Annotated in this window: 10 protein-coding genes; 4 read left to right on the top strand and 6 right to left on the bottom strand. The window is 64.3% G+C overall.

Annotated features, from left to right (window positions below):
* The 4 genes from NOM55_RS12105 (at position 1) to NOM55_RS12120 (ending at position 5,600) form a co-directional block, all read left to right on the top strand.
* Entirely contained in the window at positions 1–2,685 is a 2,685-nt protein-coding gene (locus tag NOM55_RS12105; protein ID WP_255908765.1) for a nitrate reductase, read from the top strand.
* Between the two features lie 252 nt (positions 2,686–2,937).
* The gene (gene cobA, locus NOM55_RS12110) at positions 2,938–3,690 is read left to right on the top strand and encodes a uroporphyrinogen-III C-methyltransferase (protein WP_255908766.1); all 753 of its coding nucleotides are present in this window, start codon (positions 2,938–2,940) and stop codon (positions 3,688–3,690) included.
* Between the two features lie 166 nt (positions 3,691–3,856).
* Positions 3,857–5,053, top strand: coding sequence for an amino acid aminotransferase (locus tag NOM55_RS12115; protein ID WP_255908767.1), 1,197 nt, complete (start codon positions 3,857–3,859; stop codon positions 5,051–5,053).
* 211 nt (positions 5,054–5,264) lie between these two features.
* Positions 5,265–5,600, top strand: a complete 336-nt coding sequence (locus tag NOM55_RS12120; protein ID WP_255908768.1) for a YegP family protein — start codon at positions 5,265–5,267, stop codon at positions 5,598–5,600.
* 114 nt (positions 5,601–5,714) lie between these two features.
* On the opposite strand, the gene NOM55_RS12125 is transcribed toward NOM55_RS12120, so the two are convergent.
* The 6 genes from NOM55_RS12125 to NOM55_RS12150 form a co-directional block, all read right to left on the bottom strand.
* The gene (locus tag NOM55_RS12125; RefSeq protein WP_255908769.1) at positions 5,715–6,908 is read right to left on the bottom strand and encodes a branched-chain amino acid ABC transporter substrate-binding protein; all 1,194 of its coding nucleotides are present in this window, start codon (positions 6,906–6,908) and stop codon (positions 5,715–5,717) included.
* Positions 6,909–7,188: 280 nt separating this feature from the next.
* On the bottom strand, positions 7,189–8,382 hold the full coding sequence (locus tag NOM55_RS12130; protein WP_255908770.1) for a branched-chain amino acid ABC transporter substrate-binding protein: 1,194 nt from the start codon (positions 8,380–8,382) through the stop codon (positions 7,189–7,191).
* Positions 8,383–8,643: 261 nt separating this feature from the next.
* Positions 8,644–9,729 carry a ferrochelatase gene (gene hemH / locus NOM55_RS12135; RefSeq protein ID WP_255908772.1) on the bottom strand — a complete coding sequence of 362 codons (1,086 nt, stop codon included), beginning with the start codon at positions 9,727–9,729 and terminating at the stop codon, positions 8,644–8,646.
* A gap of 101 nt (positions 9,730–9,830) precedes the next feature.
* The gene (locus tag NOM55_RS12140; protein WP_255908773.1) at positions 9,831–12,128 is read right to left on the bottom strand and encodes a DNA translocase FtsK; all 2,298 of its coding nucleotides are present in this window, start codon (positions 12,126–12,128) and stop codon (positions 9,831–9,833) included.
* A gap of 79 nt (positions 12,129–12,207) precedes the next feature.
* Complete coding sequence (locus NOM55_RS12145) at positions 12,208–13,308, bottom strand: anhydro-N-acetylmuramic acid kinase (RefSeq protein ID WP_255908774.1); 1,101 nt, start codon at positions 13,306–13,308, stop codon at positions 12,208–12,210.
* 51 nt (positions 13,309–13,359) lie between these two features.
* On the bottom strand, positions 13,360–14,691 hold the full coding sequence (locus NOM55_RS12150; RefSeq protein WP_255908776.1) for a M23 family metallopeptidase: 1,332 nt from the start codon (positions 14,689–14,691) through the stop codon (positions 13,360–13,362).
* Between the last annotated feature and the right edge of the window lie 67 nt (positions 14,692–14,758).

Here is a 14,758-nt window from a genome sequence, read left to right on the forward strand (position 1 = left end):
ATGACTGAAACAACGGGACACCACCACACCGTCTCCTCCATCTGCTGCTATTGCGGCACCGGCTGCGGCGTCGAGATCACCACCGACGGCAGCCGCGTGCTGGCGGTGACCGGCGACGGCGCCCACCCGGCCAACTTCGGCCGCCTGTGCAGCAAGGGCCGCACGCTCGGCGACACCACCGGCCGGCCATCGGCACGGCTGTTGCGGCCAACCTTGCGGATGTCCAAGGATGAGCCGGCGCAGGAAGTCAGCTGGGATAGCGCGCTGGAGGCGGTCAGCGGCAAGCTGGCCGACACCATCCGCCAGCACGGCCCGGACGCGGTCGGCTTTTACCTGTCCGGCCAGCTGCTGACCGAGGACTACTACCTGTTCAACAAGCTGGCGCGCGGCCTGGTTGGCACCAACAACGTCGATACCAACTCGCGGCTGTGCATGTCCAGCGCCGTCACCGGCTACAAGCTGACGCTGGGCGCCGACGCACCGCCGGCCTGCTACGACGACTTCGATCACGCCGAGTGCGTGCTGATCGCCGGCTCCAACATGGCCTTTGCCCACCCGGTGCTGTTCCGTCGCCTGGAAGATGCCAAGGCCGCCAACCCGGCGATGAAGATCATCGTCGTCGATCCGCGCCGTACCGATACCGCCAGCATCGCCGACCTGTACCTGCCGGTGCTGCCTGGCACCGACGTGGCGCTGTTTCACGGCATGCTCAATGTGATGATCTGGGAAGAGCTGATCGACCGCGACTACATCGCGCAGCACACCGAAGGCTTTGCCGTACTGAAGCAGCGGCTGCAGGAATTCACCCCGCGTGCCGCCGCCGAGCTGTGCGGCATCAGCGAGCAGGATCTGGTCACCGCCGCACGCTGGTTTGCCCAAAGCGCGGCGACGCTGTCCTGTTACACCATGGGCCTGAACCAGTACAGCAACGGCAGCGACAAGAACGCGGCGCTGATCCACCTGCATCTGGCCACCGGCCACATCGGCCGTCCCGGCTGCGGCCCGTTTTCGCTGACCGGCCAGCCCAACGCGATGGGCGGGCGCGAGGTCGGTGGCCTTGCCACCGCCTTGCCCGGCCACCGCGAGCCGGGCAATGCCGCGCACCGCGCCGAAGTGGCCGCGCTGTGGGGCGTGCCGGCGCTGCCGGCCACGCCGGGGCTGGCGGCGGTGGAGCTGTTCGAGGCCGCCGCCGAGGGCAAGATCAAGGTGCTGTGGATCGTGTGCACCAACCCGGCGCAGTCGATGCCGGAGCAGGCGCTGGTGCGCGCCGCGCTGGAAAAGGTGGACTGCGTGATCGTGCAGGAGGCGTTCAACAGCAGCGAGACGCTGGCCTACGCCGACATCGTGCTGCCGGCCGCTACCTGGCCGGAGAAGGACGGCACCGTCACCAACAGCGAGCGCCGCATCAGCCGCGTGCGCGCCGCGCTGCCGGCACCGGGGCAGGCGCGCGAAGACTGGCGCATCGCCGACGACGTGGCGCAAAGGTTGGCCGCAAGCATCGCGCCGGAGCGGCTGCCGGCGTTCGGCTTTGTCGATGCCGCCGCGGTATTCGCCGAGCACGCCACCACCACCGCCGGCCGTGATCTGGATTACAGCGCGCTCAGCTACGAGCTGCTGGAGCAGCGCGGGCCGCAGCAGTGGCCGTTCCGCGACGGCCACGGCACCGCCCGGCTGTACGGCGACGGCGTGTTCGCCACCGCCAGCGGTAAGGCACAGTTTGTCGATGTCGCCTGGCGCACGGTCAGCGACAAGGTGTCGGCGCACTTCCCACTGCGCCTGACCACTGGCCGCCTGCGCGACCACTGGCACACCATGAGCCGCACCGCGCTGGTGCCGGCACTGACCCGTCACGTGGAAGAGCCGCAGCTGGCGATGCACCCGCGCGACCTGCAGCGCCAGCGCCTGAACAGCGGCGACCTGGTCAAGGTGCGCAACAAGCGCGGCGCGATCTACCTGCCGGTGGTGGCCGACGACAAGCTGCGCCCCGGCGTGGCTTTCATCCCGATGCACTGGGGCGGCGCCGCACTGGGCGGGCAGGGTATCAACGCGCTGACCACCCGCGTAGGCGATCCGCTGTCGCGGCAGCCGGAGCTGAAGCACGCCGCGGTGGCGGTGGAAGCGGCCAAGCTGCCGTGGCGCGCCACGCTGCTGCTGAAGGGCGACGCGCTGGCGGCACGGGCGCGGCTGGACGCGTTGCGCGCGCTGTTCCCGTACGCGGTGGCGGTGCCGGTGATGCTCGGCGGCGTGGAAGCGCTGCGGCTGCGGCTGGCCGCCAGCGCGGCACCGGACGCCGCCGTGCTGCAACAGCTGGCCAGCGTGCTGGAGCCGGCCGGCAGCCTGTCGGCGGCGCTGGACGACCCGGCGCGCGGCATCCTGCGGCGGGTGTGGCTGCAGGCGAAACAGCCGCTGGGCTTCGTGCTGGCCGGCGATGTGCGCGCCGACGAGGCACTGAGCAGCTGGCTGGACGGCGGCGCGGCACCGGACAGCCTGTCGGCGCTGCTGACCGGGCAGGCGCGCGGCACGGCGCGTTCGCGCGTGGTGTGCTCCTGCGAAGGCGTGCGCGAGGACGCGATCTGCGCCGGCATTGCCAGGGGGCTGGACGTGGACGGGCTCAAGCGCGAGCTGCGCTGCGGCACCGGCTGTGGCTCCTGCGTGCCCGAGCTGGTGCGCATGGTGGCGGTGTAATCCCGCTGGTTTTGCGATATTTAGTTATAAAACATCGTTCTAATCGAACTTTTTGTTTCAGGTATGGTGGCCGGCAGGGTTAGGAACGTATTCACGATCTCGCGAGCCAAAGTCAGACAAGGCGGGATTGGCCAAAAAAGCGCAGTTGACACGAAGTCAATGAGCATTTTTTGGCCAATCCCAACGCAGGATCACGAAGGCGCAGCAGATTGTGATCAGGTTCTAACAGGCCGCACACGCAAAGGAAATCTCATGAACGGCAAGGTATGGTTAATCGGCGCAGGTCCCGGCGATGCGGAGTTGCTGACCCTGAAGGCGCTGCGCGTGCTGCAGTCCTGTGACACCTGGCTGGTGGATGATCTGGTCGGCCGCGACATTCTCGATTTCGCCCGCCCAGGCACCCGCATCGTGCACGTCGGCAAGCGCGGCGGCTGCAAGTCGACACCGCAAGCCTTCATCCTGCGGCTGATGGCGCGTTACGCGCGCCAGGGCAAGACCGTGGCGCGGGTGAAGGGCGGCGACCCGTTCATCTTCGGCCGCGGCGGCGAGGAGTGGGCGTGGCTGGCGGAGCGCGGCGTGGACGTGGAGGCGGTCGGCGGCATCACCGCCGGTCTTGCCGTCGGCCCGGCGCTGGGTCTGCCGCTGACACACCGCAGCGTCGCCCGCGGCGTGGCGCTGGTTACCGCGCACACCGTGGACGGCTCGCGCCCGGACTGGCAGGCACTGGCTGCCTCGCAATTGACCGTGGTCTGCTACATGGGCATGAGCGATGTCGAGGCGCTGGCCGGCGAGCTGATGGCCGCCGGCTATGCCGCCAACCTGCCGGTGGCGGTGGTGCATCGCGCCGGTTGTGCCGAGCAGCGCCACATTGTCACCCGCTTGCAAACGTTGGCCGCCGATGTGGCGCGCAGCGGCCTGGCCAGCCCGGCGGTGATCGTGCTGGGCGAGGTGGCGGCACTGGCGCAGGTAACGGTGGCCGAGCAGGCGTGGCCCATCGCGGTGTAAGACCCTGGCGGGTGGCTGGCAATTTAGTGGCCTGAAAATGATATTTGCGGCAATGTTGCTGCAGATTTGGCGGCTTGTCGGTGTCGATGCTGTGAAAAAGCAGGCTTTATGTTAGGTTTATGGCTTGTTTGCCACCCGATCCAGACAAGAGAGAAACAGGAAAACTATGTTCCAGCATGTCGAAGCCTACGCCGGCGACCCGATCCTGACCCTGGTTGAAACCTTCAACAAGGACACCCGCAATCCGAAAGTCAACCTCGGCATCGGCCTGTACTACGACGAGGAAGGCCGCATTCCGCTGCTGCCGTCGGTGCAGAAGGCCGAAGCCGCGCGCGTGGCCAGTGCCGGTGCACGCTCCTACCAGCCGATGGAAGGCGCCGCCAACTACCGCACCGCAGTGCAGCAGTTGCTGTGGGGCGCCGGCCACGAGGCGGTAACCGCCGGCCGCATCGCCACCATCCAGACCATCGGCGGCTCCGGCGCGCTGAAGATCGGCGGCGACCTGCTCAAGCGCTACTTCCCGGACAGCGAAGTGTGGGTCAGCGCGCCGACCTGGGACAACCACCGCGCCATGTTCGAAGGTGCCGGTTTCGTGGTGCACGACTACCCGTACTACGACGCCGCCACCGGCGGGGTGAAGTTCGACGAGATGATCGCCTGCTTCAAGGGTTTGCCGGCCAAGACCATCGTGCTGCTGCACCCGTGCTGCCACAACCCGACCGGCGTCGATCTCTCCAATGCGCAGTGGGAGCAGGTAATCGAGGTGGTGAAGCAGCGTGACCTGCTGCCGTTCATGGACATCGCCTACCAGGGCTTCGGCGACAGCCTGGAGGATGACGTATTCGCCATCCGCGCGATGACCGCCGCCGGCGTCAGCTTCTTTGTCAGCAACTCCTTCTCCAAGAACCTGTCGTTCTACGGCGAGCGCTGCGGCGGCCTGTCGGTGGTGTGCCACGATGCCGAAGAAGCCGGCCGCGTGCTGGGCCAGCTGAAGGCCACCGTGCGCCGCAACTATTCCAGCCCGCCGACCCACGGCGGCCAGGTGACCGCCATGGTGATGACCGAGCCGGCACTGCGTACCGAGTGGGAAGGCGAAGTGACCGAGATGCGCGAGCGCATCAAGGCGATGCGGCAGAAGCTGTACGCGGTGCTGTCGGCCAAGGTGCCGGGCCGCGATTTCAGCTACTTCATCAAGCAGCGTGGCATGTTCAGCTACACCGGGCTGACACCGGAGCAGGTGGATCGCCTGCGCGAAGAGTTCGCGGTGTATCTGGTGCGCTCCGGTCGCATGTGCGTGGCCGGTCTCAACAGCCGCAACGTGGAATACGTTGCCGATGCGATGGCGGAAGTACTGAAAGCCTGATTGCGGCCAACCCTGGCTTGCCAAAACGCCCCGTGTGGTCACGGGGCGTTTTTTATGGCGTGTCTTTTTTCATGGCATGCCTCGGGCTTGGTACTGGCGTGCCGGCTCTGCTAAGCTGTTTGGCATGGACTGCCGCCGGGCGGAGGTACGCAGGGCGGTAGTCGCTGTTTGTCTTGGGGTGTTTGTCAACGTCACAACAAGGAGTCGTCACATGGCAGGTTGGTTCGAATTGAGCAAAAGCAGCGACGGGCAGTTCCGTTTTGTGCTGAAGGCGGGCAATGCGGAAACCATTCTCAGTAGCGAGCTGTACCACACCCGCGCCGCCGCGGAGAACGGTATCGCCTCGGTGCAGGCCAACAGTCCGCTGGAGGAGCGCTACGAGCGCAAGACCGCGACCAACGGCAAGGCGTTTTTCAACCTCAAGGCCGGCAATCACCAGGTCATCGGCAGCAGCCAGATGTACAGCAGCGAGGCGGCACGCGATAACGGCATCGACAGCGTCAAGACCAACGGTACCTCAACCACGATCAAGGATCTGACCGGCTAAAGCGCGGACAAGGGATGCCGGACGTTTCCGGTGCCGCTGCGCCGACGCTGATTTGGTCACAAAAAACGCCGTTCCCGCCACAGCGGGAACGGCGTTGTTGCGTCACGCTCAGGCTTATTGCGCGGCGGAAGCGTCGCTGGCCGGCTTGGCCACACCGGCCCACTTGCCGCCTTCCAGGCGGTACAGGGTCACGGTGCCGTTCTTTATGTCGCCGTTGCTTTCAAAGGCGATGGGGCCGGTCACGCCCTGCAGCGAGGTCTTGCCGACTTCGGCCAGGTATTTCTTCGGGTCGGCGGAGTTGGCGCGTTTCATCGCATCGATCACTACGCGGGTCGCGTCGTAGGTGTACGGCGCGTAGGCCTGGATTTCACCGTTGAAGCGCGCCTTGTACTTGGTGTTGAACGCGGTGTAGCCCGGCATCAGCTCTTTCGAGGCGCCGGCGCTGGAAGCGTAAGCGCCTTCGCCATCCTTGCCCGCCAGCTTGGCGAACTCGGCGGTGTTGACCCCGTCGGCACCCATGAATGCCGCGGTGATGCCCAGCTTGCGCATCTGCTTCACCAGCGGGCCGGCCTGTGCGTCCATGCCGCCGTAGAAGATCAGTTCCGGCTTCTCGCCCTTGATCGAGGTCAGGATCGCCATGAAGTCGGTGGCGCTGTTGGTGGTGTATTCGCGCTTGACGATCGTGCCGCCGGCCGCTTCGGTGGCCTTGGCAAAGTCGTCGGCCAGACCCTGACCGTAGGTGGTGCGGTCGTCGATGACGGCGATGCGTTTCGACTTCAGCTCGGTTACCGCGTACTTGGCCAGCGCCTGACCCTGTTGCAGGTCATTGGCGATGATGCGGAAGGTATTGTTGTAGCCTTGCTCGGTGAATTTCGGGCTGGTCACCGAACCGGCGATCATGGTGATGCCGGCATCGTTGTACAGGCGCGAGGCCGGGATGGCGGCGCCGGAGGTCAGGTGGCCGATCACGGCGGCAACGCCGGCGTCGACAAAGCGCTGCGCAACCTGGGTGGCGACTTTCGGGTCGGCCTGGTCATCTTCGGAGATCACTTCAAAACGGACCGGCTTGCCGTCCAGGGTCAGCTTTTCCGCGTTGGCTTCTTCGGCAGCCAGCTGTACGCCATTGTCGGCGTCACGGCCCCAGTGTGCGAACGGGCCGGTCAGCGGGTTGGCGGAGCCGATCTTGACCACGTGTTCCTGCGCGGCAGCGGGGGCGCTGGCGGCGGCGTCTTGCTGTGGTTCGGCATTGTTGCAGGCGGCCAGCGTCAGTGCGGCCGCGGCGATAGCGGAGAGGCGATATGGATTCATGGTGAAAACGTGTCCCTGTTCCTCATAGCGGGAACATTGTGTTTGTAAAATGCAGGTGGTTTTATGGTCAGCCGAACCGGGCCCGGTTCGGGCGCCTGTTGTCGTGACATTGTGTCCGGACCGCGCGGGGTGGTGGCAGTCGTGGAGACAAAGGGAAGCGGCGACTGGATACAATCGACGTGTTGCAATGATCTTAAATGCTGCATTGCGATATGGCAAGCATAAAAAATGGCGCCCGTCAGGGCGCCATTTTCACGTACAACAAGCTTGTCAGGTCAGCTTACTTGGCTGGGCCGCCAACAGTGGAAACCACTTCCCACTTGCCGCCTTTAACCTGGTAAACGGTGACTGCGCCGTTCTTGATATCGCCTTTTTCGTCAAAGGAGATCTCGCCGGTCACACCGGTCATCTGGGTCTTGCCCACTTCCGGCAGGTAGACCTTAGGATCGGTCGAACCGGCACGTTTCATGGAGTCAACCAGGACTTTCACGGCATCGTACTCGTAAGGAGCATAGATCTGTACGTCGGTGTTGAACTTGGCTTTGAACTTGTCGTTGAATGCCGCGAAACCTGGCATCTTGTCGCGTGGCACGCCGCAGCTGGAGGAGTACTGACCTTCAGATGCTTCGCCAGCCAGTTTGATGAACTCCGGAGTCTGCCAGCCGTCGCCGCCCATCAGCTTGGCCTTGATGCCCAGACGCTGCATCTGCTTGGCCAGTGGTGCTGCCTGTGCGTCCATGCCGCCGTAGAAGATCACGTCAGGCTGAGTCGATTTGATCGAGGTCAGGATGGCGTTAAAGTCGGTGGCGGTGTTGGTGGTGAACTCGCGCTTGGAGATCGCGCCACCTTTGGCTTTAACTGCTTTTTCGAATTCGTCAGCCAGACCCTGGCCGTAAGCGGTACGGTCGTCGATGATGGCGACTTTTTTCGCTTTCAGGTTGTCTACGGCAAACTCACCCAGTGCCTTGCCTTGCTGTACGTCGTTGGCAATCACACGGAAGGTGGTCTTGTAACCTTGCTTGGTGTAGTCAGGGTTGGTCGCGGAAGGGGAGATCTGCGGGATGCCGGCATCGGAGTAGATCTTGGATGCTGGGATGGTGGTGCCGGAGTTCAGGTGACCAACCACGCCGACAACCTGGGCATCAACCAGACGCTGAGCAACCTGGGTACCGATTTTCGGGTCAGCCTGGTCATCTTCGGAGACCAGTTCAAACTTGACTTTCTTGCCACCGATCTCGACGCCTTCGGCGTTCAGGTCTTCAATGGCCAGACGCGCGCCAAATTCGTTGTCTTTGCCCAGGTGAGCAATCGGACCGGTCATTGGCGATACTTGACCGATTTTGACTACCACGTCACCGCCGGCATCGGCCGCGGCAGCGGAAGCATCAGCAGCTGGTTGTTCTTCTTTGTTGCCGCAGGCAGTCAGTGCGATGGCGGCTGCTGCAAAGAGGCTAAGGCGTGCGAATTTATTCATCTTGTGTTTCCCCTGATCTTAGTCATGTGACTTGTAAGATCCGCTCAGTTCTTTTGGAAAGAGCAGATGCGGACTGATTATGCGTAGCACCCTATGCAGTGTCAACGAAGTTTGATTTCACCAGTTTGGAGATTGTCGGACACGTCAAAGGTTATGACATATTTGCTGCACTGCATTGGTCAGATTGCCAGGCGGATAAAGTATAAAATGAACAATGGCGCACCATTTTGGTGCGCCATTGGGGTGAAAAAATCGCTTTTGCTAGCCGTTTGCGCCTGAATCTTGCGCACGCTGAAAACGCAGCACCGGATCATCCGGTGTTGTTATCCAGCCACCAAGATGCTGCTGTACCAGTGCTGTCAGTGCATTCAGCCAGTTTGGATCTTCGTTGAGGCAGGAAATATAGCGGTATTCGCCACCGCCGTTGGTCAGGAAAATCTCCTTGCCTTCCATGGCGATCTCTTCCAGTGTCTCCAGGCAGTCGCCGACAAAGCCGGGGCACATCACGTCCAGTTTTTGCGTGCCGGCCTTGGCCAGTGCCGTCAGCGTGTCGACGGTATAGGGCTTGAGCCACTCCGCCTTGCCGAAGCGGCTCTGGAATGCCACCACATACTGTTCCTTGCTCAGCTGCAGCCGCTCCGCCAGCAGGCGGCCGGTTTTCAGGCATTCACAGTGATAAGGGTCGCCCTTGTCCAGCGTGAAACGCGGCACCCCGTGGAAGGACATCAGCAGCTTGTCGCCACGGCCGTTTGCCTGCCAGTGCGCCTCCACCTGTCGCGCCAGCGCCTCGATATAAGGTGGGAAATCGTGAAAATGGCGCACGGTGCGGATTTCCGGCATGTTGCGCATGCGCAGCAGGCTGCGGAACACCTCGTCCAACGCGGTCGCCACCGAAGAGCCGGCGTATTGCGGATACAGCGGCACCACCAGCAAGCGCTCGACACCCTGCTCACGCATGCCGCGCAGCACGCTGCCGACCGACGGATTGCCGTAGCGCATCGCGAAGTCGACCGCCACATGCTCCAGTCCGGCGGCCGCCAGCTGTTCGGCCAGCAGTCTGGTCTGGTTGCGGGTGTGGACCAGCAGTGGCGAACCCTCGCTGCTCCAGATGCTGGCGTACTTCTCGGCGCTCTTGCGCGGGCGCAGGTTGAGAATGATGCCGTTGAGGATCAGCCACCACAGCGCTTTCGGGATTTCGATCACGCGCTGGTCGGACAGGAACTGCTTGAGGTAGGGGCGCAGGGCCTTGGCGGTCGGCGCCTCGGGGGTGCCGAGGTTGATCAGCAGCACGCCGGTCTTGGGGGTGTAGCTGTGGCGGAAAGCCGGTTCTGCGAGCGGTGCGGCCATGTTTTGTCCAGTACAAATAATAAGGGTGAAGCTTACCTTGCGGGCCTGAAAAAGCAATGGCCGCATTGCTGCGGCCAACCTTGTGCCACGAATGGCGCGGCTTATTCCTCTCGCGCCGGCACCAGCACACTGCGGTTGCCGTTGGTTTCCATCGCCGAGACGATGCCGCTGGCTTCCATCTGTTCGATCAGGCGCGCGGCGCGGTTGTAGCCGATGCGCAGGTGGCGCTGTACCGACGAAATCGACGCCTTGCGCGTTTTCAGCACGATGGCGACGGCATCGTCGTACAGTGGGTCGGCTTCCGTGTCATTGCTGCCGGAGAGACCATCACCGCCGTCGCCAGCCTCGGTTTCGGTGCCGCCGGTGAGGATGCCTTCGATGTAGTCCGGCTCGCCGGTGGTCTTGAGGAATTCCACCACCTGGTGCACTTCGTCGTCGGCGACAAAGGCGCCGTGCACGCGCAGCGGGTAGCCGGTGCCCGGCGGCAGGTACAGCATGTCGCCCTGTCCCAGCAGCGTCTCGGCGCCCATCTGGTCGAGGATGGTGCGGCTGTCGATCTTGCTGGACACCTGGAACGCGATCCGCGTCGGGATGTTGGCCTTGATCAGGCCGGTGATCACGTCCACCGACGGCCGCTGCGTGGCGAGGATCAAGTGGATGCCGGCGGCACGTGCCTTTTGTGCCAGACGGGCGATCAGTTCCTCGATCTTCTTGCCGGCCACCATCATCAGGTCGGCCAGTTCGTCGATCACCACCACGATCATCGGCATGGTCTCCAGCGGCTCCGGCGTTTCCGGCGTCAGGCTGAACGGGTTGGGCAGCTTCTCGCCGGCCTTTTCCGCGTCGCGGATCTTCTGGTTGTAGCCGGCGAGGTTGCGCACGCCGAGCTTGGACATCAGCCGGTAGCGTTTTTCCATCTCGCCGACACACCAGTTCAGCGCGTTGGCCGCCTGTTTCATGTCGGTGACCACCGGCGCCAGTAGGTGCGGGATGCCTTCGTACACCGACAGTTCCAGCATCTTCGGATCGACCATGATCAGGCGCGCCTCCTTCGGCGTCGCCTTGTACAGCACCGACAGGATCATCGCGTTGATGGCCACCGATTTGCCGGAGCCGGTGGTGCCGGCCACCAGCACGTGTGGCATCTTGGCAAGGTCGGCGGATACCGGCTGGCCGGCAATGTCCTTGCCCAGCGCCATCGCCAGCCGCGAGCTCATGTTCTGGTAGCTGTCGGAGCCGACGATCTCCGACAGGCGCACGATCTGGCGCTTCGGGTTGGGCAGTTCCAGGCCCATATAGGTCTTGCCGGGGATGGTTTCCACCACCCGGATCGACACCAGGGAGAGAGCGCGCGCTAGGTCACGCATCAGGTTGACGATCTGTGCGCCCTTGACGCCGATGGCCGGCTCGATCTCGTAACGGGTGATCACCGGGCCGGGGTAGGCGGCGACCACTTTCACGTCGACGCCAAAATCGGCCAGTTTGCGTTCGATCAGGCGCGATGTGTATTCCACCGTTTCGGCGGAGACCGGCTCGCCCTGTTCCTTCGGTGCGGCCAACAGCGGCAGGCCGGGCAGGGTGTCGTCGCCAGGCGCGGCAAACAGCGACTGCTGTACCGGCTTGGTCACCTTGGGCGACAGTGGGATGTCCAGTACCGGGGACTCGATGCGCACCGGCGGCTTGTCCTCGATCTTCTTCTTCTCGGTGACGACTTTTTCTTCGCGCTGCAGCGCGATTTCGCGGCCGATCTCACGGTCCTGTCGCGCCTGCCACGCTTGCCAGGCCTTCAGCATGCCGTCCTCGATGGCGGCGCCGATGCGCTCCATCAGGTTCAGCCACGACACGCCGGTAAACAGCGAGAAACCGATGGCGCCGCTCACCAGCAACAGCAGGCCGCCGCCGGTCAGGCCGAATACGCGCGCGGCGACATCGCCGAGGAACTGGCCAAACAGGCCACCGGCGACCAGTGGCAGGTTCAGCGTTTCGTCACGCCAGATCAGCGCTTCGAGGCTGGCGGAGCAAAGAATGAACAGCAGGAAACCGAACGAGGCCGCCCACGCCATCGGCCCGGGGCGGCGGATGCCGTCACCCAGCTGGCGATAGCCCCAGGCGATGGCGGCGAGGCAGAACGCCACGCTCAGCCACGCCGAGTAGCCGAACAGGTACAACAGGATGTCGGACAGCCAGGCGCCAAAGGCGCCGCCGTAGTTGCGCACCTGCGCATCGGCCGAGCTGTGCGACCAGGAGGAATCGGCAGGAGAGAAAGACGCCAGCGTCAGAACGAGGTAAACGGCGGTCACGGCCATCAGCAACCACCACGCTTCGCGCAGCAGGCTGGAGAGCCGTGGCGGCAGCGGGTCGGTGTTGCGGACAACGGCTTTACGCTTGAAGAGGCGCATTGAATATTCTGTTTGATTAGGGTGGTGGCTGATTATATCGGCAAACCGCACAAAAGCCGCGCGCCGGCGCGTGAATTTGTCAGGCCGGATACAGTGCCCCCAGCACGCGCCGGCCGCTGGCACCGGTCACCGCCGGCAGGTTGGCGCCCTGGCGCCGGCTGAAGCAATAGCCCAGCCAGGCAAAGGCGGTGGCTTCCACCTGCTGCAGCGGCAGCCCCAGCTCGTCGGTCAGGTGCCAGCCGACCTGCGGCCAACGTTGCTGCAGCCGCTGGCGCAGATCGCGGTTGCGTGCGCCGCCGCCGCACAGGTAGACCGCGCTGACGGCGGGCAGGAACTGCTGCGCGGCGTTGACGATGCTGTGCGCCACCAGCTCGGCCAGGGTGGCCTGCACATCGGCCGGGCGCAGCGGCTCGCCCAGCGCGTGCAGCTGGGCTTGCAGCCAGGCCAAGTCGAACAGGTCGCGGCCGGTGCTCTTTGGTGGCGGCGCGTCAAAGTAGGCGGTGGCCAGCAGCTGTTGCAGCAGGCGCGGATGCACGCTACCGGAGGCCGACCACGCGCCGTCGGCGTCATAAGGTTGGCCGCAATGCAGCTTGATCCAGGCGTCGAGCAGCATGTTGCCGGGGCCGCTGTCGAAACCGGACACCATGCCGTCGCTGCCGAGGTAGGTCAGGTTGGCGATGCCGCCGATGTTGACGATCAGGCGGCTCACGCTCGCGTCATGAAAGGCATGGGCGTGGAAGGCGGGCACCAGTGGTGCACCCTGGCCGCCGGCGGCGACATCGCGGCTGCGCAAGTCGCCGATCACGTCGATGCCGGTCAGTTCGGCCAGCAGTGCGAGGTTGCCAAGCTGCAGCGTGTAGCCGCGCTCCGGTGCGTGGCGGATGGTCTGGCCGTGGCAGGCGATGGCGCTCACGGCGCTGGCGTCGAGCTGGCAATTGGCCAGTAGCTGCTGCACCACTTGCGCGTAGCGCTGCGCCAGCTGGTTGGCCAGCTGTGCGCTGCGGTCCAGCTCGTTGTGTGCCGGGGTCTGCAGCGCAAGGATGTCCTCGCGCAGCGCCGCCGGATAGTCGACGAAGGCCTCGCCGCAGACGCGGAAGCGCGGGCCGGAAAAATCAACCAGTACCGCATCCACGCCGTCGAGGCTGGTGCCGGACATCAAACCGATAAAGTACGCAGACATGAAAAAACCCTGACAGTGGTGCTGTCAGGGTTGCGGATTGCACGGGGGCGTTTACTCCAGCTGGGCAACGCTGACCGGAATCTCCCTGAGCAGCTTCAAATTAGCCGCCAGCTTAACGCTCTGCTGGCGGAAGGCCAAGCGTTGTTGCGTGCTCAGCCCCGGCACTGGCAGGGCGTTGGTCGACGGATCTACCGCTTGGCCGTTGACGCGCACTTCCATGTGCAGGTGCGGGCCGGTGGAGCGACCGGTGCTGCCGACATAGCCGATCACCTGGCCGGTGGACACCTTGCTGCCGCGTGTCAGTTTCGGCTCGAAACGGCTCATGTGCGCATACAGCGTCGACAGCTTGGCGTTGTGCTTGATGATCACCACGTTGCCGTAGCCGCTCTGGCTGGCGATGGTGTCGATCACGCCGTCGGAGGTGGCCATGATCGGCGTGCCGCTGCCGGCGGCGTAGTCGATACCCTCGTGCATGCGCAGGCTGCGCAGCACCGGGTGGAAGCGCATGCCGAAGCCGGAGCTGATGCGGGCATTGCTGACCGGCTGGTTGCTGAAGCCCTTGCGCAGCGACTGGCCGGCGGCATCGTAGTAGGCACCGGATTCGCTGTCATGGGCGAAGTAGAACGCCTGCCAGGTCTTGCCGCCGGACTGGACCTCGGCGGCCAGCACGTTGCCGTTGGCAATCGGCGAACCCTTGTACAGCAGTGTTTCGTAGACCAGGTTGACACGGTCGCCCGGTTGCAGGCGGGTGGTGTCCAGCTGGTCGGAGAAGATCTCGCCCAGCTGGGTGCGCACCTCGACCGGCACGCCGGCCTGGGCCAGTGCGCCGCTGAGGCTGGTGCGAATCTCGACGGAGCGTACCGCCTGGATCACCTCGGTGCGTGGTGGCTCGGCGCTGGCCTGCCACTGATCGCCCTGTTTTTCGATCACGACCAGCACTTTTTCGCCGTTTTCGTCATCGTTGAGGAAGCGCAGGCCGAACAGTTCGCCCTGGTCGTTGATCTGTACCGACAGCGTGGCGCCGGCGCGCAGTTTCAGCACGTCGCGCGACACCGGCGCGGTATGGATGAAGCGATTGGCTTCGTCGCTGCCGACGCCGAGGCGGTTCAGCACGCGGGCAATGGTGTCGCCGCGCTGGATGCGCTCTTCGCGCCAGTAGCGCGAGCCGTCGGACTCGCCGCCCGGCAGAGCCGGCAGTGCCAGCGACTGGCTGACTTCGCGCACTTCAAGTGGCGCCTGTTGTGCCGCGCCCGGGGCGACGGCAACGGCGGTCAGTACGCCGAGAAAGGGCAGGGTGGCCACGCCGATCAGCCAGCTGAAGCGATGTTTCATCAGGCGCTGGAGGCCTTGTTGACGGAATTGCAGCAGTGTCTGGTAGTTCATGGATCTCTTCGTCTTGTATGGCCCGGATGGTGTCCGGGACAAGCACGTTTATCGAACAAGCTGCTTA

This window comes from Vogesella sp. AC12 (assembly GCF_024437575.1).
Lineage (GTDB): Bacteria > Pseudomonadota > Gammaproteobacteria > Burkholderiales > Chromobacteriaceae > Vogesella > Vogesella indigofera.

Excerpts from the sequence above, each read along its gene's own strand:
- NOM55_RS12140 (WP_255908773.1), bottom strand. The coding sequence starts at position 12,128 with ATGCGCCTCTTCAAGCGTAAAGCCGTTGTCCGCAACACCGACCCGCTG.
- NOM55_RS12150 (WP_255908776.1), bottom strand. The coding sequence starts at position 14,691 with ATGAACTACCAGACACTGCTGCAATTCCGTCAACAAGGCCTCCAGCGC.
- NOM55_RS12130 (WP_255908770.1), bottom strand. The coding sequence starts at position 8,382 with ATGAATAAATTCGCACGCCTTAGCCTCTTTGCAGCAGCCGCCATCGCA.
- NOM55_RS12105 (WP_255908765.1), top strand. The coding sequence starts at position 1 with ATGACTGAAACAACGGGACACCACCACACCGTCTCCTCCATCTGCTGC.
- cobA (WP_255908766.1), top strand. The coding sequence starts at position 2,938 with ATGAACGGCAAGGTATGGTTAATCGGCGCAGGTCCCGGCGATGCGGAG.
- NOM55_RS12120 (WP_255908768.1), top strand. The coding sequence starts at position 5,265 with ATGGCAGGTTGGTTCGAATTGAGCAAAAGCAGCGACGGGCAGTTCCGT.
- NOM55_RS12145 (WP_255908774.1), bottom strand. The coding sequence starts at position 13,308 with ATGTCTGCGTACTTTATCGGTTTGATGTCCGGCACCAGCCTCGACGGC.
- NOM55_RS12115 (WP_255908767.1), top strand. The coding sequence starts at position 3,857 with ATGTTCCAGCATGTCGAAGCCTACGCCGGCGACCCGATCCTGACCCTG.
- NOM55_RS12125 (WP_255908769.1), bottom strand. The coding sequence starts at position 6,908 with ATGAATCCATATCGCCTCTCCGCTATCGCCGCGGCCGCACTGACGCTG.
- hemH (WP_255908772.1), bottom strand. The coding sequence starts at position 9,729 with ATGGCCGCACCGCTCGCAGAACCGGCTTTCCGCCACAGCTACACCCCC.